The 20,978-nt window shown below is 68.6% G+C and carries 16 protein-coding genes; 8 read left to right on the forward strand and 8 right to left on the reverse strand.

The features are described from left to right. Window positions 1–93 precede the first annotated feature (93 nt). Window positions 94–1,176 (reverse strand): hypothetical protein, encoded by a 1,083-nt coding sequence (locus HII28_RS00130; RefSeq protein WP_170023379.1) that lies wholly within the window; start codon window positions 1,174–1,176, stop codon window positions 94–96. A gap of 207 nt (window positions 1,177–1,383) precedes the next feature. Between HII28_RS00130 and HII28_RS00135 the strand changes: the two genes are divergently transcribed. From HII28_RS00135 to HII28_RS00150, 4 genes are read left to right on the forward strand one after another with little or no spacing between them, the layout of a single operon-like run. After that, a complete protein-coding gene (locus HII28_RS00135) occupies window positions 1,384–2,859 on the forward strand; it encodes a DUF3375 domain-containing protein (protein ID WP_170023380.1) in 1,476 nt (491 codons plus the stop codon). After that, complete coding sequence (locus HII28_RS20570; RefSeq protein WP_346769119.1) at window positions 2,849–3,793, forward strand: DUF4194 domain-containing protein; 945 nt, start codon at window positions 2,849–2,851, stop codon at window positions 3,791–3,793. The genes HII28_RS00135 and HII28_RS20570 overlap by 11 nt, the downstream gene beginning before the upstream one ends. Continuing rightward, the gene (locus HII28_RS00145) at window positions 3,790–7,149 is read left to right on the forward strand and encodes an SbcC/MukB-like Walker B domain-containing protein (RefSeq protein WP_170023381.1); all 3,360 of its coding nucleotides are present in this window, start codon (window positions 3,790–3,792) and stop codon (window positions 7,147–7,149) included. Before HII28_RS20570 ends, HII28_RS00145 begins: the two co-directional genes overlap by 4 nt. A 58-nt stretch (window positions 7,150–7,207) precedes the next feature. Then, window positions 7,208–8,794: a carboxylesterase family protein gene (locus HII28_RS00150; protein ID WP_170023382.1), complete on the forward strand. Its 1,587-nt coding sequence runs from the start codon at window positions 7,208–7,210 to the stop codon at window positions 8,792–8,794. Window positions 8,795–8,952: 158 nt separating this feature from the next. Here the strand turns inward: HII28_RS00150 and HII28_RS00155 are convergent, their stop codons facing one another. The 4 genes from HII28_RS00155 to HII28_RS00170 all read right to left on the reverse strand — a co-directional run bounded on the left by HII28_RS00155 (window position 8,953) and on the right by HII28_RS00170 (window position 14,893). Beyond that, the gene (locus tag HII28_RS00155; protein ID WP_170023383.1) at window positions 8,953–10,635 is read right to left on the reverse strand and encodes a carboxylesterase family protein; all 1,683 of its coding nucleotides are present in this window, start codon (window positions 10,633–10,635) and stop codon (window positions 8,953–8,955) included. A gap of 128 nt (window positions 10,636–10,763) precedes the next feature. Further along, entirely contained in the window at window positions 10,764–13,670 is a 2,907-nt protein-coding gene (locus HII28_RS00160; RefSeq protein ID WP_205864522.1) for a LuxR family transcriptional regulator, read from the reverse strand. Window positions 13,671–13,701: 31 nt separating this feature from the next. Further along, complete coding sequence (locus HII28_RS00165) at window positions 13,702–14,172, reverse strand: nuclear transport factor 2 family protein (protein WP_170023385.1); 471 nt, start codon at window positions 14,170–14,172, stop codon at window positions 13,702–13,704. Window positions 14,173–14,296: 124 nt separating this feature from the next. Beyond that, a complete protein-coding gene (locus HII28_RS00170; protein ID WP_170023386.1) occupies window positions 14,297–14,893 on the reverse strand; it encodes a TetR/AcrR family transcriptional regulator in 597 nt (198 codons plus the stop codon). Window positions 14,894–15,056: 163 nt separating this feature from the next. Here HII28_RS00170 and HII28_RS00175 point away from each other — a divergent pair, with 163 nt between their 5' ends. Next, window positions 15,057–15,821 (forward strand): SDR family oxidoreductase, encoded by a 765-nt coding sequence (locus tag HII28_RS00175; RefSeq protein ID WP_170023387.1) that lies wholly within the window; start codon window positions 15,057–15,059, stop codon window positions 15,819–15,821. A 202-nt stretch (window positions 15,822–16,023) separates the two neighbouring features. Here HII28_RS00175 and HII28_RS00180 read toward each other — a convergent pair whose 3' ends face one another. Then, window positions 16,024–16,722 (reverse strand): VOC family protein, encoded by a 699-nt coding sequence (locus HII28_RS00180; RefSeq protein ID WP_205864523.1) that lies wholly within the window; start codon window positions 16,720–16,722, stop codon window positions 16,024–16,026. A 251-nt stretch (window positions 16,723–16,973) separates the two neighbouring features. Between HII28_RS00180 and HII28_RS00185 the strand changes: the two genes are divergently transcribed. Next, on the forward strand, window positions 16,974–17,402 hold the full coding sequence (locus HII28_RS00185; protein ID WP_170023388.1) for an SRPBCC family protein: 429 nt from the start codon (window positions 16,974–16,976) through the stop codon (window positions 17,400–17,402). 115 nt (window positions 17,403–17,517) lie between these two features. After that, window positions 17,518–18,312 carry an SDR family oxidoreductase gene (locus HII28_RS00190; RefSeq protein ID WP_170023389.1) on the forward strand — a complete coding sequence of 265 codons (795 nt, stop codon included), beginning with the start codon at window positions 17,518–17,520 and terminating at the stop codon, window positions 18,310–18,312. A gap of 121 nt (window positions 18,313–18,433) precedes the next feature. On the opposite strand, the gene HII28_RS00195 is transcribed toward HII28_RS00190, so the two are convergent. Then, a complete protein-coding gene (locus tag HII28_RS00195) occupies window positions 18,434–19,735 on the reverse strand; it encodes a S53 family peptidase (RefSeq protein WP_170023390.1) in 1,302 nt (433 codons plus the stop codon). 108 nt (window positions 19,736–19,843) lie between these two features. After that, window positions 19,844–20,437: a TMEM175 family protein gene (locus tag HII28_RS00200; RefSeq protein ID WP_170023391.1), complete on the reverse strand. Its 594-nt coding sequence runs from the start codon at window positions 20,435–20,437 to the stop codon at window positions 19,844–19,846. Between the two features lie 124 nt (window positions 20,438–20,561). On the opposite strand from HII28_RS00200, the gene HII28_RS00205 reads away from it, so the two are divergent. Next, the gene (locus HII28_RS00205; RefSeq protein ID WP_170023392.1) at window positions 20,562–20,840 is read left to right on the forward strand and encodes a DUF2277 domain-containing protein; all 279 of its coding nucleotides are present in this window, start codon (window positions 20,562–20,564) and stop codon (window positions 20,838–20,840) included. Window positions 20,841–20,978 lie beyond the last annotated feature (138 nt).

A 20,978-nucleotide genomic window follows, 5' to 3' on the forward strand; every position in this document is an offset into this window, starting at 1 on the left:
CGCGTGGTCCGGGGTTCGTCCGTTAAGGCGTTCCGGTGGCGTTGCCCAACGCAGCCCGACCGTTCTCGCGTCCCGACGACGCCCGGCTGCGTCTCACGGCAGCCAGTACAGCTCGGTCACCTGCCGGTCGTCGTCCACGAAGATGATGTGCTGCGTGTTGTCGGGCATGACGTACGCCGCCAGGTTGCTGCGCGCCGGAAGGGTGCCCGTTCGAAGGGTGAGGTCGGTCGGATGCCAGCCGGTGTCATCCTGCCAGTACTCGTGAATGTGGCCGTCGGTTCCGACGTAGTCGACATGGAGCGTGCCCTCTGACGGGTACAGGTACCCGGTCGGCACGGTCCCGGCACTCGGTGCGATGCCGCCGACGGTCCCTGTCAGGTCGGCATCGTGCCAGGCGCCATCCCAGGTGAGCTGGTGGAGATGGCTGTCCGACGCGGTGTACGACACGACCTGCACGAAGCCCGGATCATTGGCGAATCCGAACGGCATGCCCGTCGCCTGCACGCCGGCGCGCGAGGAGAGCGTGAGGTCGTTGTGCTGGAAGCCGCCGGACGGACCCTTCCAGACCTCGTGCACGTGACCGTCGCTGCCTGCGTAGACGATGTGATGCGTGCACTGGGCGGTGAACCCGTACGCCGTCGGAGGCAGCATCGGATGGGACCCGGCCATGTAGGGGGTCAGATCGCTGTCCAACCAGCCGAAATCCTCCTCCATGTCGAGAAACCGCAGCGTGTTGTTCGAGCGATAGACGATGTGCTGCCCCTGCTCGAAGCTGTAACCGAACGGCTGGTCGATGAGCGGGAACTCTCCGTCGGTGAGCTGGTGATGATGCTTGTCGTCGTCCCACCAGATTTCTTGGACCTTCTGGTCCCCGCCGACCCCGGGCTCGAGGCCCTGGTAGACGACGTGCTGCGTGGCGCCGCCCGGCTCGTCGGCGTACACGTATCCGCTCGGCACGCCCTCGATCAATGGCGCGTCCGCCTGCGCGGTCAGGTCGTTGTGATGCCACGTGCCGTCCCACCACAGCTCGTGCACCTGGCCGTCGCCCGCTCCGTCGCCGAACCCCTGGTACACGACATGCTGCGTGTTCTGCTGCGGGAATGCGTAGGCGGATGGGCTGAAGATGGCGGGCGGAGCGCCCGTGCGTGCGGTCAGGTTGTTGGTCATCCAGGTCATCGGGACCACCTCCTGTGTGCCGGAAGTACCGGCATCCATCTCTGTGCAGGCTAAGCCGCCGGAGCGGGATCGACCAGGGCCACATCGTGTCGAAGCCCGGCGCATGATCCGCGTCGGCTTGCGACTTCTCGTGCGTTCCGGGCACTCGTGCGTTGTCGTGGACGGGTGGCCGGCCCGGCATCCGAGCGCCCAGTACGCTTGACCCCGATGTCGAACACCCGCGCCGAGGCCGCCTACCTGCGCTCCCTGGCCGCGTTCCGGACGCCGACGCTCGACCTCCTCCATCGTCGCTACGCGCCCTTCGTCGTGGCCGTGCTGTCGATCGTGTTCACCGTCGACCGACCGACCGTTGCGGTGTCGGATGCGCACGCCGAGGTCGGCGAGATCCTCGACGAGCTGCGGGCGGCTGGGTACGACGAGGACGAGCGGATGCTGCCCACCGGCTCGGCCCGCGAGATCTGTCGATACTGGGTGAAGGTCGGCTGGCTCATGCCGCAGATCGAGGGGGACGTCGAGGTCTACCGTCTGACGGCCCATGCCGTCGGGGCGCTGGAGATCACCGGGCGCACTGGTGGCGGACGCAGTCGCGTGTCGAACTCGCGCGTGCGTACGCTGCTCGACGCCGTGGAGCGACTGGCCGTCGATGCCGAGGCGGATCCCGAGGTGCGCCTGAAGCGGCTCGTCGAGGAGCGGGACGCGTTGGACGCCGAGATCGCGCGGCTCGCCGCGAGCGGCGAATCGGACCCCGTCGACGACGAGCAGCTGCTGGAAGAGGCGGAGAACGTGCTGCACCTGGCCCGCGAGCTTCCGGCCGACTTCTCCAGGGTCGCGGAGTCCATCAAGGCGATGCAGCGCGATGTCGTCGCGGATCTGCGTCGGGACGTGCGTCCGACCGGCGAGGTGCTGCGCGAGTATCTGGAGCGCGGGCAGCATGTGATGCAGTCCACCCCCGAGGGACGCGCCTTCGCGGGCGCGCTGCGTCTGCTCGGAGATCCGGAACGAATCGACGACCTCACGGAGCAACTGCACACCGTGCTCGCCCAGCCGTTCGCGCGCCTCATGGATGCGCAGCAGCGCGGGGAGCTCGATGCGATCGGCCGGCGGGTGGAGCTGGGTGTGCAGGACGTGCTGACGGCGCAACGGCGCGCCTCCCATGTCATCAGCGGCCAGGTGAGCACGCACGATCCGGTACGCGATCGTCAGGTCGACGAGCTTCTGCGGGACGTCATGTCTGGGTTGCAGGCGTGGACGAACGGCCCGTCGCTCCAGGCACCCGTCGAACCGGTGCGGAGCCTGCCGATGGCGACGATGGGGCACTTGAGGCAATCGCTGGGCGACATCCGTCCGCCTGCCGCTCCGGCCCCGCTTTCCGGGCTCGACGAGGAGGCCGACTTCCTTGATGCCGACACGCGCGCGTGGGGCGGGCCGCGGTACGCAGAGCTCGAGGAATATGTGGCGGGTCTCGGCGACGAGTTCGATCTGGGAGACGCGTTCGAGGGCGCGCAGGATGACACGCGGCGCCCCGTGGACCTGCTGGGGCTGCTCGAGATCGCACACCGCAACGGGATGAGCGAGGGTGACGAGGTCTCGGTCGTGGAGGCGTTGCGTCCCGACGGGACGAGAAGGCGCTTCGCGTTCGGATCCGTGACAGCTCGCGCCGCGAAGGAGGCAGATGATGACTGAGTCCGCATCGACGGACGACGATCGCGAGGCGACCTCGGCACATATCGAGGACGTCGTGTCGACGGGCACCGAAGCCGATACGCCGACGACGTCGGAGGACGACGGCGAGGCCGGCGACCGTGACGAGCCGTTCATCGCTCCGGTCGCCATGGAGGACGACCCGGACGAGCTGTTCGCCGGGGACCGCGGGGTGCTCGACCCCGAGGTGCGTCGCGTGCTCGTGCAGGTGCTGCGGCGCCGGTTCCTGTTCGCCGAGCGCAACCGCGACGAGTGGAAGGTGCTTCTCGACCATCAGCCGACCATCGAGTCGCGACTCAACGACCTGTTCGTGCGGCTCGTCATCGACCACGACAGGGGGATCGCCTACAAGCAGCAGGTGCGTTCCGACGAGCTCGACGCGCCGATCCTGCTCAAGGACGTGCCGTACTCACGCGCCGAGACGCTCGTGCTCGTGCACTTGCGGACCGTGTACCAGCGCGAGTCGGCCGCGGGCGAGGCGTCGGCGCGCGTCGACATAGAGGACGTCGAGCAGACAGTCCTGAGCTACTTCGCGGAAGCGGACGGCGACACGGCGCGGCGGCAGCGGACCATCCGCGGCGCCATGGCGCGACTGGCCAAGGACGGGATCGTCGACGAGGAGACGGTCGGGCGGTACCGGATCAGCCCGCTCATCGAGATCGTGCTGAGTGCCGAGAAGCTTCGCGAGCTGCGCGACTGGCTGCGTGCGCAAGCGGCGGGCATCGATCCCGAGGCGGTCGAGACCCCGAGAACGGAGTCGGCACGGGTCGAGGCGGCAGGCATGCAGGCGACGGGCATGGAGACGGCGGGCATGGAGACGGCCGGTTCCGACACGGGCGTTGTCGAGTCCGTCGAAGCAGAGTGGGCCGACGAGGAGCGTGGAGACGCCGAGGTCGCGGAGGAGATGGCACTGTGACGATGCTCGACACGCTCTTCGGGCTCATCCCTGCGGCATCCCGAGGGCAGCAGTGGCTCGCCGAGGACCTGCAGCTGGTCAACTGGGGCGGCTACGACGGCGCCCACCGCGTGCGCTTCTCGCCAGGCGCGACGCTGTTGTGCGGCGGATCCGGCTCCGGCAAGTCTACGCTCATGGATGCCTACATCGCGCTCATGATGCCGCACACGACCCCGTTCAACGGAGCGTCGAACGGGGGAGTGACGGGACGTCCGCGCGGCGACGAGCAGCGCAACATCCTCTCCTATGCCCGCGGCAAGCTCGACGAGTCCCGCACGGAGGACGGCACCAAGATGCGCGTGCTCCGCGGTGACGGAGTCGACACGTGGACAGCCGTCGCGATGACGTGGCTCGACCACGACGGCTCCCGGTTCACGGCGGTGCGCGCCTGGTACATCCCGGCTGGGGCCCGCGTGCTCGAGGAAACGGTGCGTGTGCGCGCCACCGCGGACGGCGACTTCGACCTCAGCTCCCTCGAGAAGGCGGCGGTGTTCCGCCTGTCGGACACCTCGCTGAAGGCTGCCGGCCTCGACCCGGTGGGCACCGATCGCGAGTTCTCGGCGCGACTTCACGCTGTGCTCGGCATCGGTGCCGCCGGTGCCGGCGCCAAGGCGATGAGCCTGCTCGCGCGCATCCAGGCCGGGCAGCAGATCACGACCGTCGACGACCTGTACAAGCGCCTTGTACTCGAGGAGCCGGAGACCATGACGACGGCGGATGCCGTGGTCGCCCACTTCGACGAACTCGAGAGCACCCGGCAACGGATGCTCACCGCACGCCAGCAGGTCGCCGCGCTCGAACCGCTTCGCGAGCTGCGCGGCAAGATCGCCGCCGCCGACGAACGGGTGCGCGTGGTCGACGGGATCGGTGGATTCGGCGAACGGGACTCCCTCGCGTCACTCTGGCGGGCGCGTCGTCGGCTCGACCTGCTGCGGGAGGTCGAGGCCGAGCTTCGGACCCGCACGCACGACCTCGACCTCGCTCTGCGGGAGAAGCACGCACTGGCGGACGCCGCGGACTCGGAGCGCGAGGGACTGGCCGACCTGTTGCGTCAGTCCGGCGGAGATCGCCTCGAGACCGCGCAGCGCGAACTCCGGCAGATCGAGTCCAGGCTCGCAGGCGTGCAGCAGGCCCGACTGAGACTCGACGCGGACCTCGCGGCAGCCGACATCCGGGTAGCGAATCGCGACGAGTTCCAGAAGCTCGTCGCGCTCGCGGGCACCGCACTGACCGACACGGATTCCAAGCGCGCAGCCCGAGGCGCCTTCGCCACCGCGATGTCCGCTCAGAAGGCGGCGGCCACGGAAGTGACCAGGCTCGAAGCTGAGCGGCAGCGCGTCACGGAGGGGCGCAGCAATGTTCCGCCGCACCTCCGCGACGCGCGCGACCTTCTCGCGTCCACAGCAGGACTCGAACCGGATGATCTCCCCTTCGTCGCGGAGCTCGTCGAGGTTCGCACCGAGTTCGAGCCTTGGCGCGAAGCGTTCAACCTGGCCCTCGGCGGTTTCGCCACCACGCTGCTGATCGATGTCGCTGAAATGGACCGGTTCCGTGCGGCGATCGACGCCGTGCGCACACCGGTGCGACTTCGCTACGAAGGCGTGCACACCGGACTGGACACCACGACCGGAGGTGACGGACGCACCCTTCCCGGCAGGCTGGACTACGCGACGACCCCGTTCACCGGATGGCTGCAGGAGCGCCTCGAGAGCCGCTTCGACTTCGTCTGCGTCGACTCGCCGTCCGAGCTCTCCCGCCACCGCAATGCGTTGACGATCACTGGCCAGCTGTCGCAGGGCAGTGGCGGCGCACACGGTGGTCACGGCCGCGACAACGTGCTCGGTTTCTCCAACGAGCGTCGGCTGCGCGACCTCGATGCCGAGCTCGAGGCCGCGAGGATCCGCGTCGCGCAGGCGGTGTCGGCTGCCGCCTCAGAGGAGGAGCAGCTCGATGCCCTCGAAAGCAGACTCGCCCTGTACGCCAAGGTCACGGAGCTCACCTGGGAACAGGTCGATCTCGACACGGTCACCGCTGAGCGAGACAGGTGGACGGCGGTGCAGGACGACGTGGTGGCGGGCAATCCGGAGATCGCGCGCATCCAGACGCAGATCGCCGACGTGAAGGAACGCTCCGCAGGCCTGCAGCGGGACATCGGGCGGATGGAGTCCGAGCGCGAGAGCACCCAGGAGACGTGGGGCAGCGTCACCGACGACGTCGATGCGAGTCAGCGCGTGGTCGATGAGGCAGAGGATGCCGGACGGGAGCTCGACGGCGACCAAGGCGCGTACCTCGACGGACGGTTCACCCTGGGCGAGCAGGCTGCGTCGGCACAGGCATCCGCAGTGCTCGTGCGCTTCGACGCCGCGCTCGCCGACGCCGGTCACCGTCTCGACGAGGACCGCCGCGCGGCCGTTCAGTCGTTCGGCGAGCACCGCGAATCGGTGCGCCGCATCATGCAGGGCTTCCTCGACCGCTGGCCGAACCCGAACCTGCTGCCGGATCCCGATACCTCGATGACCGACTTCGTGTCGCTTCTGGAAGCGCTGGAGGTCAGCGGCCTGCACCGGCTCGAGTCGGAGTGGCGGGACAGCCTGCTCAAGCTGTCCGGCAACGACCTCACGAACCTGGATTCGACCCTCAGCCGGTCGCTGCGCGAGATCCGCGAGCGTATCGAGCCGATCAACCGCATCATGCAGGACCTGCCGTTCTACGACGACGGCCATCGCCTGCAGATCACGACCCGGGAGAACCAGTCGGAGGCCCGCAGACGATTCCGCAGGGAGCTGCGTGACGTTCGTGCACTCATCGATGCGGCCACGACCGACGACGAGCGAGAACAGGTCTATCGCCGCATGTCCCGTCTGATCGGTCGGATGCGCCGCTCGGCACCCGACTTCGCCGACCTCGTCGACGTGCGCAACCACGTGCGCGTGAGCGCAGAGCGGATCGACGCGCCGACCAAGCAGCACGTCGCCCTTTACGACCACATCGGTGAGAAGTCGGGCGGCGAGTCGCAGGAGCTGATCGCCTTCATCGTGGGCGCCGCGCTGCGCTATCAGCTGGGCGATGCCGGATCCGAGCGACCACGCTACGCACCCGTGTTCATGGACGAGGCGCTCATCAAGGCGGACGCGCACTTCACCAAGCGAGCGATCGGCGCCTGGCGCGGACTCGGATTCCAGCTCGTCATCGGTGCGCCGAACGACAAGTACAGCGCCATCGAGCCGCACGTCGACGTGGAGTACGACATCCTCAAGGACACGCGAGGGCGGTCGTGGGCGAAGCCGAAGATCGGGTTGCGGGAAGCGGTCGTGTGACACGACGATCGGCTGGGTGAAGTAGCGTCCAGAGGTCAGCGTCGACGGAATGAGGACCATGGAACGCGGAACATCCGACAGCATCACGCAGCTCGAGACGAGCGACGACGCGGTGCAGCATCCCGAAGTGACGATCGCGGCCGGACGCGTGCGCGGCCGTTGGCGGCCGACCGGCGCAACCACGAGCGGCGGAGAGACGAGCAGCGGAGAGACGAGCAGCGGAGACGGTCCCGGCAGCAACACGATCGGCACACGCTCGGCGGCGTTCCTCGGGATCCCGTTCGCCGAGGCCCCGGTGGGGGAGTTGCGGTTCGCCGCTCCTGTGCCGAAGACCCCGTGGGATGGCGTGCTCGACGCAGTGGCGTTCGGTGCGACTGCGCAGCGCGGCGACCAGGGGGTGACGCTCATTCCCGAGCCGAGCATCCCCGGTGACTCCACTCTGAACGTGAACGTCTTCACGCCGGTGCCGGAGCCGGCGGAACAGAGCGCGGGGATGCCGGTGCTCGTGTGGATCCACGGCGGAGGCTACTTCGCCGGGTCGCCGGCGAGCCCGTGGTACGACGGCCGCGCCTTCAACCGCGACGGCGTCGTGACCGTGTCCATCTCGTACCGCCTCGGCTTCGACGGTTTCGGATGGATCTCGGATGCTCCTTCGAACCGCGGGGTGCGTGACTGGATGCTCGCGCTCGAGTGGGTGCAGCAGAACATCGCGGCATTCGGAGGCGATCCGTCGCGTGTCACGATCGCCGGCCAGTCCGCGGGAGGCGGCGCCGTCCTGACCCTCCTCGGCATGGAGAGCGCGCAGCACCTGTTCCATGGCGTCTACGCGCTGTCCGCCGCGCTCGCCGACGTGCAACCCGATCGCTCAGAGGAGTTCGGTCGCATGATGGCGGCTCGGGCCGGCGTCGAGCCGACTCGTGCCGGGTGGTCCGCATTGTCAGAGGAGCGTGTTCTCGACGTGCAGAAGAAGGCGACCGAACTGGGGGCGGACGCGCTGGACTCCGTTCTCGACGACGGCCTGCCGCTGGGACCCGCCGTGGACGGCGAACTCATCCTGCGTCCGACCCCGGAATCGTTCCGCGTCGGCGTCGGCGCCGACAAACCACTCGTGCTCGGCACAGCCGACGACGAGTTCACGATGGCGGTCACCGATGCTGCCGCGGCGCTGCGGTGGGTCACGAAGGGCGGGCTGCTTCGACGGCTCGGCGTGCCGAAATCCGAGCGCAAGGCGTATCTCAGGGCGAACGCCGACGTGGTCGCCAAAGGCAAGGTGCGGCTGGCGGGCCGTTTGCTGACCGACCGGGTGTTCCGTGCGGGTGTGCTGAGAGTTCTCGCCGCGCGAGGCGAGGCGCCCACCTGGGCGTACCGCTTCGCCTGGCCATCAGGCCACTTCGGTTTCGCGGAGCACTGCCTCGACGTCCCGTTCTTCTTCGACTGCCTCGACGGCCCTTCCATCGAGCCGCTCGCCGGACCGACACCACCGCAGGCGTTGGCCGACACCGTGCATCGCGGGGCGGTCTCCTTTATCGTCGACGGCGAGCCGGGATGGCATCGGTACGACGAGGCACAGCGCATCACACGGGTGTTCGATACGCCCACGCGCGACGTCTCCGACGCATACGCCTCGGTGCGTCCACTCGTCTGAGGAACGCGCGCTAGGCGGCCGGCCACGTCCTCTTGGCGATGCGCCGGCGAGGGCAGGGACATCCGCGGAGGATGCCCGTGCCCTCGTTCCGTCGACGGACCGGCTGCGTCGGACCGCAGCGTCCGTCGGCGCTCTTCGGCTGTCGGGGAGCCGAGCCTCTACCAGCCGGTGGTCAGAGCGACACCCGCCCAGAACCCGCAGTGATGCGTGCTCGCGAAGTCGGTCTCCAGCCTCGGTGCCGGCGCCACGAGGGAGAGCACCCTGTGCTGCAGGATGCCGAACTTCGGCCACTGCTGCGTCGCGGTCGCGGGTGACCCCGTCGCGGCGAACTGCGACCACGCACCCCGCATCGTCGTTGCGAGCTGCTCCTGATCGGCGGACAGCGTTCCGGGGAGCGCGTTCGCCAGATCGAACAGGTACTGCAGTTCGGAGTCGTGCGTTGCGGCAGACGGGGCGCCCAACGAGTCAGGCAGATCGCGCCACGGGGCGTTCGCGTCGTTGAACTCGTAGCCGTACGTCGGCGTCCACAGCGAGGCCACGGAGTCCAGCGCATAGGCCGTGCAGGCGAAGTTCGCATCCGACGCGGCGGCGCTGTAGGCGTGGTTCGGCGTGGCGTACGCCGACAGCGGGTACTGCGCAGCGATCCGGTTCGCGACCGATGTCGAGACGCCGAACGACGAGGAGATCGTCGACACGTAGTTGGACGCCGTGACCGGGCTCGGCCCCGACAGCGGCACCGTCGCACCCTTCTGCACGCTGACGCCGATCTCCGTGAAGATGCGCTCCTCGCTGGTGTTCGACCCGTTGATGATCGGCACCCGGTTGAAGTCGCCGGTGGCGATCGCGGTCCCGACCGACTGCTTCACGACGGCGCCGTCGACGACGCCCGGCGTGATCGACAGTGGCTGGTGCGCGACGAGCTCGTCGACCGGCACGCTGCGCAGGCAGTCGGCGCTCTGGTCGGAGCAGCCGAGGGCCGTGGCTGTCGCCGTGCCCTCCGCCTCGGCCTGGGCCAGCGACTTCTGCTTCGGTGCGAACGCGCCGCTCTCGACGACGGCGCGCTGGAACAGACCCGTGGCACCCGGCGAGACGAGCTGCTGGAGCACCGAGAGACCGCCGGCCGACTGTCCGGCGATGGTGACGTCGTGGGCATTGCCGCCGAACGCGGCGATGTTGGTCTGCACCCAACGCAGTGCTGCCTGCTGATCCATCAGGCCGTAGTTGCCTGCTGTGCCGTGATCGGCCAGTGCCGGGTGGGCGAGGAATCCGAGGAGACCGAGCCGGTAGTTGATCGTGACGACGACGGCCCCCGTCGAGGCGAGCTTGTCGGCGTTGTAGTCGGCACCCTCTCCGAACTCGAATCCGCCGCCGTGGATCCATACGATGACCGGCAGCGGCGCACCGCTCGTGGTGGCTGGAGCCGTCACGTTGAGGTAGAGGCAGTCCTCACTCGAGCCGTTCGGGCTCGCAGGAGCCTGAGGGCAGACGGGCGAGTACGTAGACGCATCCCGAACGCCCCACCAGTGAGCGACGGGCTGCGGCGCTTGCCAGCGCAGGTCTCCGGTGGGCGGTGCCGCATACGGCACGCCCCTGAACTCCCGCACGCCGCCGGTGCCGACACCGTGAAGGGCACCCGCGTCGGTGGTGACTGTCAGCGGAGCGGATGTCGCCCCTGCGGCATGCGCAGACGCCGGCCCCGCGACAGCGAGCGCTGCGATCACGGCCGCGAGCACCGCCAAGACTAGGGCGATCCGGCGACGCGCGCCGGGCATCGAGACGGCGCGAACGATCGCCGCCGTGGACTGGGTCGGTGGAGCCTGTGGATATCCGATGTGGTTCATATCGACCACGATGGCGGCCCGGAGGTTTCAGAATCGCCTGGGTCGCACCCGGGCGGGCACCCCGGGTTCCACCGGGCAGACGCCCGTGACCGCCAGGGCATCTACCGTTCAGCCGGCGCTCGGGAAACCTACCGACCGAGCGCGCCCGCGAGCTGTCGCCGCGAGGTGATGCCCAGCTTCGTGAAGACCTTGCGCAGGTGCCACTCGACCGTGCGCGGGCTGAGGTAGAGCTGCGCGCCGATCTCGGGGTTGGTGCCTCCGCCGGCGGCCAGTGCGGCGATCTGCATCTCCTGCGACGTGAGGTCTTCCAGCGGATCCGCGCTGCGCCGGTGCACGGTCTCACCCGTCGCGAAGAGCTCCCGACGGGCGCGCTCGGCGAATCCGATGATGCCCATGTCGCTGAGCATCGCGTGCGCCAGGCGCAGCTGATCCCTTGCCTCGACCCGACGGTTCGCACGACGCAGCCATTCCCCGTAGACGAGGTGCGAGCGGGCGAGGGTCGCGCGCTGTCCGGTTCTGCCCAGCAGTTCGATCGAGCGCAGGTAGAGGCGTTCCGCGTCGGCGTCGTCGGCTGCGAGCGCGGAAGACCTGGCTGCGACGCCGAGCGCCCAATCGGTGGCACAGGCATCCGCGATGTCGTTGAGACGCGCGACCGCTGCCGCTGCTTCGGCGGTATTGCCCGTGCGCACGGCGGCCTCGATGCGCTCCGGCAGGATCCAGGCGGCGAGCCCTACGTCGAACGGATGGCCGGCGACATCGCTTGTCGCGTCGAAGGCATCGCTGTAGCGGCCCAGCGCGTTGAGGAGCATGCCGCCACCGCACGCGATGGAGATGAGCCATTGACCTTCTCCGCGTCGGTACACGTCGTCGCGCGGAGCGTCGATGATCTGCAGCGCTGCCGCGTCATCGCCCCTGAAGGTGTACAGCCACAGCATGCGGTTCATGATCGGGAGGGCGTCGGTGGCCTGGATGATGGCCTGCACCGAATACGCGAGTGATTCGGCCGTGCTCATCCTGCCGCTCCACATCAGCGCGGAGAATCGCTCGGACATGGCCATCGGAAGCTGCGCAAGGGCGCCGCTGCGGTAGCTCTGCTGCAGTTGCAGCGCGGTGAACTCGTCGTAGGCGACGTCGTCGGAGAGAATGCGCGCCGCGAGGCTGCCGAGGGCGAGCCAATGCAGGCCGTCGTCGTCGACCGCATCGATGCCGAGGCCGCGTCGCAGCACGTGCAATGGCGGACCGCCGGAGTCGACCGGTTCTGCGGGAGGCAGCTGGTCGGCGGCGGGATCCTGCACGGAAGCGTCGACCGCGAGCGGCGCATCCTCGGCACCGGCGCGAGCCGTCGCGTCGCGCACCGTGCTCGTCAGGGTGCGCAGCGACGTGCGGAGCAGGGGAGCTCCGGCTTCGTATCCTTCGGTGACCAGCACGGCGATGCTCCGAAGGGTTTCCCAGGCGGCTTCGGTGGCCGGCAGTTGGGGGTCGGCCGGCGCGTGGAGGATCGCGGCCGCGACGTCGCGCAGGTCGACGCCGACCGCGAGAGACCCCGAGCTGAACGCCGCGGCGACAGCGTCCGCGTAGATCGCGATGGATGCCTCCGGGTCGTGCGGCGCAAGCCGCTCCGCTGCCCTCAGAAGCAGTCGGGGCGCATCCTTTCCCCGCGTCACGGCGTGCGCCACCCTGGCCCTCACGAGCTCGGCTCGGGCCCGCTGGTGGTCGTCGAGCTGCGCGGGGGTCGCGAGCTCGAGGAGCGTCAGGGCGTCGGATGTCGCGCCGGCGCGGAACTTGTCCTCGGCCGCCATGAGCGCGCGCCGCGCCCGGATGTTCGGGTCGGGCGTCAGTTCGACGGCCCGCTGATGGAAAGCGGCGCCGGCAGCGAGTCCGCCGCGGGCCTGCGCGCGTCGCGCGGATCGCACGAGGTCGGCCGCGACCTCCTCGTCGAAGCCGACCACGGCCTCTGCCCGATGCCACGCACGGCGATCCGGATCGGTGACGGGGTCGGTCGCTTCGGCAAGCGCTCGGTGCGCTTCAGCGATCTGTTCGGGTGTCGCGGCGCGCAGCGCTGCCGAACGCATCAGCGGATGCCGGAACCGCAGCTTCACTCCCACGTCGAGGAGTCCGTCGTGCATGGCTGGAGTCAGAGCGTCGGCCGTGACGCCCACGTGTTCAGCGGCCTTCAACACGAGGCCGGGGTCGCCGACCGGCTCCACGGCCGCCACCGCCAGAATGCGCCTGGTCGCCTCGGGCAGCGCTTCGATGCGCCGCACGTAGCCGCCCTCGATGCGGCTGCCCATGCCCGGCGCCGCGGAAAGGCCGAATCCGCCCGCGATGTCGGCCGGGCTGAGACCACGGGAGAGCTCGGTGAGGGCGAGTGGATTGCCTGCGGTCTCCGCCACGATCCGATCGCGCACGGCGACGTCGATCGGCCCGGCGAGCACCGAATCGAGGAGGCTGCGCGCATCCGCCTCGGCGAGACCGCCGACCACGAGGGTCTCGATTCCCGCGAACGTCGGATCCTCGCTCGGGTCTCGCACCGCGAACACGATGCCGACGGACTCCGCGACCAGCCTCCTGGCGACGAACGCGAGAGTCTGGCGCGAAGCGAGGTCGAGCCATTGGGCGTCGTCGACCAGGCAGACCAATGGCTTGTCGGCCGCGGCCGCGGAGAAGAGGTTGAGCACCGCGAGCCCGACGAGGAAGCGGTCCGGCGCGCCGCCGGATTGCACGCCGAGCGCGACGCCGAGGGCGGTCGCCTGCGGGGCCGTGAGCGCATCCAGGTGGTCGAGCAACGGTGCGCACAGCTGGTGCAGTCCTGCGTAGGCCAGTTCGACCTCGGACTCCACGCCGAACGCCTTGACCACCCGGCATCCGGACGCGCGCGACGCCACGTGCTCGACAAGAGCCGATTTGCCGACACCGGCTTCGCCGCGGATGACGAGCGACCGGCTCTGACCGCCGCGCAGGCTCGAGATCAGGTGGTCGAGGAGTTGGGTCTCGGTTCGTCGTCCGAGGAGAGTCGATGCACGTGCCGATGCCACGACCCGATAGTAGTGGCGGCTGAAACCGCTCTCATCCGGGTTCGCCCAGCTCGAGCAGCAACCGCGTGAACTCGAGGGACCGGATCCGCCATGCAGCTCCGTCCCGCTCGTAGGCGGCCAGAACGTATCCGCGACCATTGGCGCGTCGTCGGCCGCCGTCACCGCCCGTCCGCACCGCCAGGTGCTCGAACGCCCACACGCCCTCCGCTCGGTGCGGCGTGTGGATCGTGAGCTCCTCGAGGCAGGCGGTGAGCACCAGCACCGCGTCGCTGTAGCGCTCGGCGAGGGTGCTTCCGATGTGCGGGGCATCCGCGAAGCAGACCAGTTCGCCGTCGTCGCCGTAGGCGCGGATCTGCCCGGCGGGAGCGAAGAGCCGGTCGAGGTCGTCCCATGCACTCATCGCGACGTAGCGGCAGAAGCGTGCCTGCAGCTCGCGGAGGCTCTCCCTGTCGACGAGTCGTTCCAGTGCGTCGGGATGTTCGGCGGGGCGCACGGAGACCATGGGGTCCTTTCACGAGGGGGATGCTTCGACCATCCCGCGCCGCGGCCCTCCACCGCGCCCGTGCATCTCCCTGGGATCACCACGGGACGCCGAGTCGCAGCCGAGCACGCTGCATCGTGGGTCGTCAGGGGTGCTCGGCGGGACCACGCAGGTAGGAGAACACGACCTCGATCGCGCTCTCGAGGTGATCCGTGTCGCCGGTGACCCACATGGCGCCAACGCCGCCTTGGATCCCCGCAACGAGCGCGGCCGCCGTGCGGTCGGCCGACACTTCCGCTCGCACCAAGCCGGCGGCCTGGAGCGAGCGGATGCCATCGGCCAGCATCCCCTGCCAGCGCCGCAGCAGGTCGAGCACGATCGCGTCCACGCCGGGCGCGCGACCGAGCTGACGACTCAGGGCGTTCAGCGGGCAGCGCGCACCCTGTGCCCGATAGCGGGCGACCACGACGTCGCGCCACCGTTCCCAGGAGCGCCAATTGGAGAGGTCGCCGAGGTGCGGTTGCTGGTCGTCGAGCACGCGTTCGGATTCGTGCGACATGACGGCCAGGAGCAGGTCGTCCTTGCCGCCAGGGAAATAGTGGAAGAGCTGCCCTTTGCTGGTACTCGTGATCGCGAGCACGTCGTCGAGCGTGATGGTTCCCGATTCGTCGCCGCGGAGCGCCTCCGCGGCACCCTCGACGATGCGCTGACGGGTCGCGAGCCCCTTCGCGGTGAATGCCATGGCACCGATAGTAGACCGCCCAGGCCAATCGGCAGAGGACGCCGACGAAGTCGGCCTCTCGAATTACGTTCAGATCGCTTGCTCTAATTGCTGTGAGCGAACGAACGTCACGGCAATCTATTTGGACTCGATAGTCCAATATGATCGGCCTAGCGTGCACGTCATGACTGATCGACTCACCGGCAAGAAGGCACTCATCACCGGATCCACCAGCAACATCGGCCGCGCGATCGCGCTCGCGATGGCGGCCGAGGGGGCCGACGTCGTGGTCTCGGGACGCGACGGAGACCGCGGGGCGGAGGTGGTGGCATCCATTCGCGACGCGGGCGGCAGCGCACACTTCATCCGTGCGGAGCTCGACGGCACTCCAGCCGCGAGCGAGGCTCTGGCGCAGGACGCCGCACGGGTCTTGGGCGGACGGATCGACATCCTCGTGAACAACGCGGGGATCTTCCCCGGCCACACCACGATGGAGGCAGACGAGGCTCTCTTCGATCGCATCTTCGGCGTGAACCTGAAGGCGCCGCTCTTCCTGACCAGGGCCCTGGTGCCGGGGATGATCGAGCGAGGCGGCGGCGTCGTCATCAACCTCGGCTCCTGGGTGTCGAGACTCGCGGTGCCGTCGTCCCCGTTGTATGCGGCATCGAAGGGTGCGACGGAGACGCTGACCAGGGCGTGGTCTGCGGAGTTCGGCTCACGCGGCATCCGCGTCAATGCCATCTCGCCGGGCGTGATCAGCACGCCGGGCGCGCCGACCGAGCACGCGGGATGGATGATGCGGGGCACGCCGGCCGACGGCGCAGGGCACCCGGATGCGATCGCCGCCGCAGCCGTCTACCTCGCCTCGGACGACGCAGCGTTCGTGCACGGAACGGTGCTCGACGTGGACGGCGGACGTGTCGCGGTCGCGGTGATGGCCGCTGCCTGAGTGGAAGGGGAAACGACGGAGTGCCGCACCGGGCAGGTGCGGCACTCCGTCTTCGCTTGGTCGAATCGGTACCGATCGGATCGGCCGCAGCCGGACTCGGATCAAGCCGTTCTGGCTTCCGACGGTGATGAAGCCCGTATCGGCCTCGCTGTCTGTGTTGTGTCGTCGCGACGCTGGCACGGTCTCAGCGGATGCGCACTGATCACTCCGGAAGGGGCTGACCCGCCTGCTCGCGCACCATGTACTCCGCGTACCAGTCCGGCCAGTCCGCATCTTCGTGACCGATCCGCGCTTCGTGCTCGCCATGCGCGGCGGCTGCGCGGCGCAGCGCCACCGCGAGCTCCTGCGGCGTGTCGTACGAGGTGCGCGCTATCCGGCCGGGGATGCGTGTGGTCACCTCCTGCACGAACCACTGGTTGCCGTCCGGGTCCTCGAAGGAGAGGAACGATCCGTAGGAGCCGCGGTTCGGAGCGAGCCCGGGCACGCGGGCCGTCGTGCCTGCATGGTGGAAGACGCCGGTGGCGTCGTGGAAGATCTCGCTGACCTCCACGCCGCGCGCGAGGAGGTCGGCGCGGGTCGCCTCGATGTCGTCCACGACGATCATGAGCCCCCTGCTCGAACCCGGCTCGGCGTCGGTGACACCGACTCCGAAGATGATCGAGGTGGGCGATGCGGGCGGCGTGAACTCGATCACGCGGTAGTCGTCGGCCACTGCGAGGTCGACGTCGAGCTTCCAGCCGAGGCGCTGGTAGAAGCCGAGGGCGCGGTCCGCGTCGGAGACCGGCAGTACGACGACCTCCAGCTTGATCGGCGTCTGGGTGTGCGGCGCGGTGGCAGCGTCGTTCGCCTTCACGGCCTCCTCGACTCCTGATGCGGCGTCGGATGCGGTGTCGATGCTCATGGCTGATTCCCTTTCGATCGATGACATCTACGACGATGCCGTGCCTCGGCTCGCGCGGCGCCCGTGCATCCCCCTGGCGCGGTCCCGGGTCTGCCCGGGGCACGGGTGGCACGGCCGATTCCTGCCTCTAGCGTCGTCATCGGATCAGCCGACGAGCATTCCTCGGATGCCGTTGGAACCCTGCGGAATCCGCGGAAGCGATGCCGAAGGGCGATCCGTCCGCTCGTTCACGACAGCAAAGGAAGCCGGCGATGTCCGTCACGAAGTTCTCCCTCGAATCCACGCTCGATCCCGCGGCCGTCTTCGACGTGCTCACCGACTTCGGACCGAGCCGCGTCGAGAAGTGGCCGAGCATCGACGCCGCGCACTTCACGGTGCACGAGCTCGGAGACTCCTGGGCCGAGGTGACGGAGGGCACCGACGCCGCATGGGAGCGCGAGCGCTACGAGTGGGATCCGATCGCGCGCCGCGTGAGCATCACCACGCTGGACTCGAAGCTGTTCGGCGCGGGAGGCGGCTGGACCTTCCAGCTCACGCCCACCGAGAAGGGGACGCGCATCGATGTGCAGCTCGTTCGCACGCCGAGCACGTTCAAGGGCAAGGTGCTGGCGAGCCTGCTGCCGCTGGTCGGCCCGTCGTCGCTGCGCAAGTCCTTCAGCGGACCGCTTCAGGCCGCTTGACGACTGTCGGTCGAACGCGGTTTGGCGCGCGGCAAGGCCACTCCGGGAATGCGCTGCGGATGATCCCCGGTTCATGATGGAGGCGTGACGCGATCGTCGACCGGGAGGGGGAACCATGAACATCGACCTCGGGGGACGGACGGCCATCGTCACGGGCTCGACCGGTGGAATCGGATACGCGATCGCGCAAGGCCTCGCGGAGGCCGGGGCTCGCGTCGTCGTCAACGGACGGTCGACGGGATCAGTCGATTCCGCGTGCGAGCGCCTGCGATCCGCCGTGCAGGGTGCCGACGTGATGGGCGTCGCAGCCGATGTCACGACCGAGAACGGCGCGGAACGGATCGTCGCCGAGAGCGGCGGTGCGGACATCCTCGTCAACAATCTCGGCATCTTCGGCGCAGAGGAGCCGTTGTCGATCACGGATGACGAGTGGCGGCGCTACTTCGACGTGAACGTGCTCAGCGCCGTTCGCCTGACCCGGCTCGTGCTGCCGCGGATGATCGATCACGGTTGGGGTCGGGTGCTGAACATCGCCAGCGACTCCGCGATCGTGACGCCTGCGGAGATGATCCATTACGGAGTCTCGAAGACGGCTTTGCTCGGCGTCTCACGCGGATTCGCCAAGGCCGCAGCCGGCACCGGCGTCACCGTCAACTCGGTGATCGCCGGACCGACGCACACCGGGGGAGTCGAGGACTTCGTCTATCAGCTGGTCGACCTATCACTGCCGTGGGAGGAGGCGCAGCGCGAGTTCATGCGGATCCACCGTCCGCAGTCGCTGCTGCAGCGGCTCATCGAGCCCGAGGAGATCGCGAACATGGTGGTCTACCTGTCGTCACCGCTGGCATCCGCGACGACCGGTGGAGCGCTGCGCGTGGACGGCGGGTACGTCGACTCGATCCTGCCGTAGCGGGACTCTGCGGTAGCGGCATCCTGTCGTGGCGAGACGGAAGGCCCCGACATCTCAGTGGATGTCGGGGCCTTCCGTGCAGCCGAACCGTGGTCAGGACGACCGGTTCAGCTTCGCGACGTCACTGCAATGCAGCGATGATCTTCCCCACGTCGGGCGTGCCCCATCCGGACGGACGGTCCCATCCGGCGGTCGCGGAGTATCCGCCGTCGAAGGTGGGCGTGAGGTTGCTGCCCTCCGTCACGTCGAACAACTGCCCGCCCGTCGCCCAGCCGGGCGCGTACTTGCTGACGGTGCCGACGGTGTGGCCGACCGCCTGGATGACGTCGGCAGTCAGTGCCGCCCACTGCGGGGAGCCGGCCGAGGTTCCACCGAAGTAGTAGAACCCGTTGCTGTCGCCGCCGAGGAATCCGAGGTAGGTGAGCACGCCGGTGTAGACGCTGGCGTTGTAGGCGACATCCGATCCGCCCTTGGCGAGGAACAGGCTCTGCGCTCCGCCGGTGGCGCCGATCGGCCCAAAGGCGCAGGTCAGCGGGCAGGTCGCGTAGTCGCCCCACACCGTGTCGTGCGGCTGCGTGAGGCCGCTGCCGGCCCACACGTTCGTGCCGCCGACCGCCGTGACGTTCGGGTCGGATGCCGGGAATCCGAAGTTCGCGAACCCGGCGGCGTTGTCGGATCCCTCGTCACCGGAGGACGCGAACATCGACATCCCTTGCGCCGCGCCCTGGACGAACGACTTCTGCGCCTGCTTGGTCTGCCCGTTGTTCGCGTTCGGGCTGCTGATCAGATTGTCGGCTTCGCCGTAGCTCATCGACAGCACGTTGCCGAGCTTGTTGTCGACGGCGAACTTCACCGCGTTGTCGATCGTGGCACCGTGGTCGTTCGCCGCGACGACGAGGGCGATCTTCGCTCCGGGTGCGACGGCGTGAGCCCACTGGACGTCGAGCGACGTCTCCTGCGCCCAGTTGGACTGGGTTCCCCGACCGTTCCAGGTCGGCTTTCCGCCCGGGTAGTAGACCGTGAGGTCGGGCGTGGGAAGTCCGAACTGCTGAGAGAAGACAGCGAGGTCCGACTGCACGGTCGGGCTGCCGAACGCTTCGACGATGACGATCGTCTGCCCTGTTCCGGCGGCTGCGCCATTGATGGTCGCCGGGATGTCGTAGGCGGCGCGGATGCTGTCCGGCGTCTGGCAGGCCACGGCTCCGCCGGTCTCGGCGAGGCAGTCGGCCGGGGTCAGCGCCGGCGAGATCTGTCCAGGCGACAGCGCCGACTTCTCGACGAACGGATGAACCGTGTACACACCGCTTGTGGCGGGACTCACCGCGCTGCTCGTGGCAGCGGTTGCCGGCGCCGCCGCAGAGACTGCTAGTACGGCAGTTCCGGCGACAGCGAGAGTGAGTGTGGCGAGCGACCTGCGCTTCATGGAACTCTCCTGTTCCGCCGTCGCTTCGTTGCGACGGCTGAGCGCAGACTACGCCCGGGCGTGCGCCCTGGACAGGGGACAGAAAGCAGTCGGCGGAACGGTGCCGTTTCAGGCCTCGTCGTCGGGATGCGAGCGGATGTAGCGCTCGATGCGACGGTCCGGAACGAGCCAGATGACGGCCACGGCGACGAAGGGCACGAGACCGAGCCATGGCACGACGAAGGCGAGCCCGATGCCCAGTGCATAGAGCACAGGCGACAGGCGCCCCTTGACATCGTGACCGAGGGCATCCCGCAGACGTCCGCCCCCTGGGCGCTTGACGATCACGGTTTGAAGGATCATGTATGCGATCGCTGCGCAGAGCAGGTTGGCCCCGTAGACCACGGTCGGGACGAGCGCGACTTCGGTCTTGGCGAGCCATGCCGTCGTGAACGGATACAGCGACAACCAGAAGAGCAGGTGGAGGTTGGCCCACAGCACGCCGCCGTCCACCATCGGTCGGAGCTGGAAGAGGTGGTGGTGGTTGCTCCAGTAAATGCCGATGTAGATGAAGCTCAGCAGGTAGGTGAGGAGACCGAGCCCTGACGTCTTGACGAGCGACTCGAGTGTCACTCCGTCGGGCACCGCGAGCCCGAGGACCATGACCGTGATGATGATCGCGAGCACGCCGTCGCTGAACGCCTCCAGCCGATTCGATCTCATGCGATGCTCGCAGCCGGTGAAGTGGATGCCGGGTCGAAGGGCTCATCGGGTGCAGGGCTCACACGGGAAGCCTATTGTCGAGGAGGCATTGAGGCCGCGGATCCGGGCGCCTATCGTCGTGTGCATGTGCCGCAACATCCACACACTCCACAATTTCGAGCCAGCGGCCACCTCCGACGAGGTGCACGCGGCAGCCCTGCAGTATGTGCGCAAGATCGCCGGAACGACGAAACCGTCGAAGGCGAATCAAGAGGCGTTCGACAACGCCGTGCACGAGATCGCCCACCTCACCCAGCATCTGCTGGACGACCTCGTCGCCACCACTCCGCCGAAGAACCGCGAAGAAGAGGCGGCGAAGGCCAAGGCCCGCGCTGTGCGGTCGGGGCGGTACGCCGCCGCCTGAACCATCGGCGTCGATAACGGCCGCGAATGCGCGGTCGTACCCTTCTTCGTGCGCGCTTTCGTCTATCGACCCGGATATCGGTACGCTGCTGCATCGCATGGGCATGACGGACCGCCCGTTTCGGCGACGATGTGGACG

Source organism: Planctomonas sp. JC2975, assembly GCF_012985205.1.
GTDB lineage: Bacteria > Actinomycetota > Actinomycetes > Actinomycetales > Microbacteriaceae > Humibacter.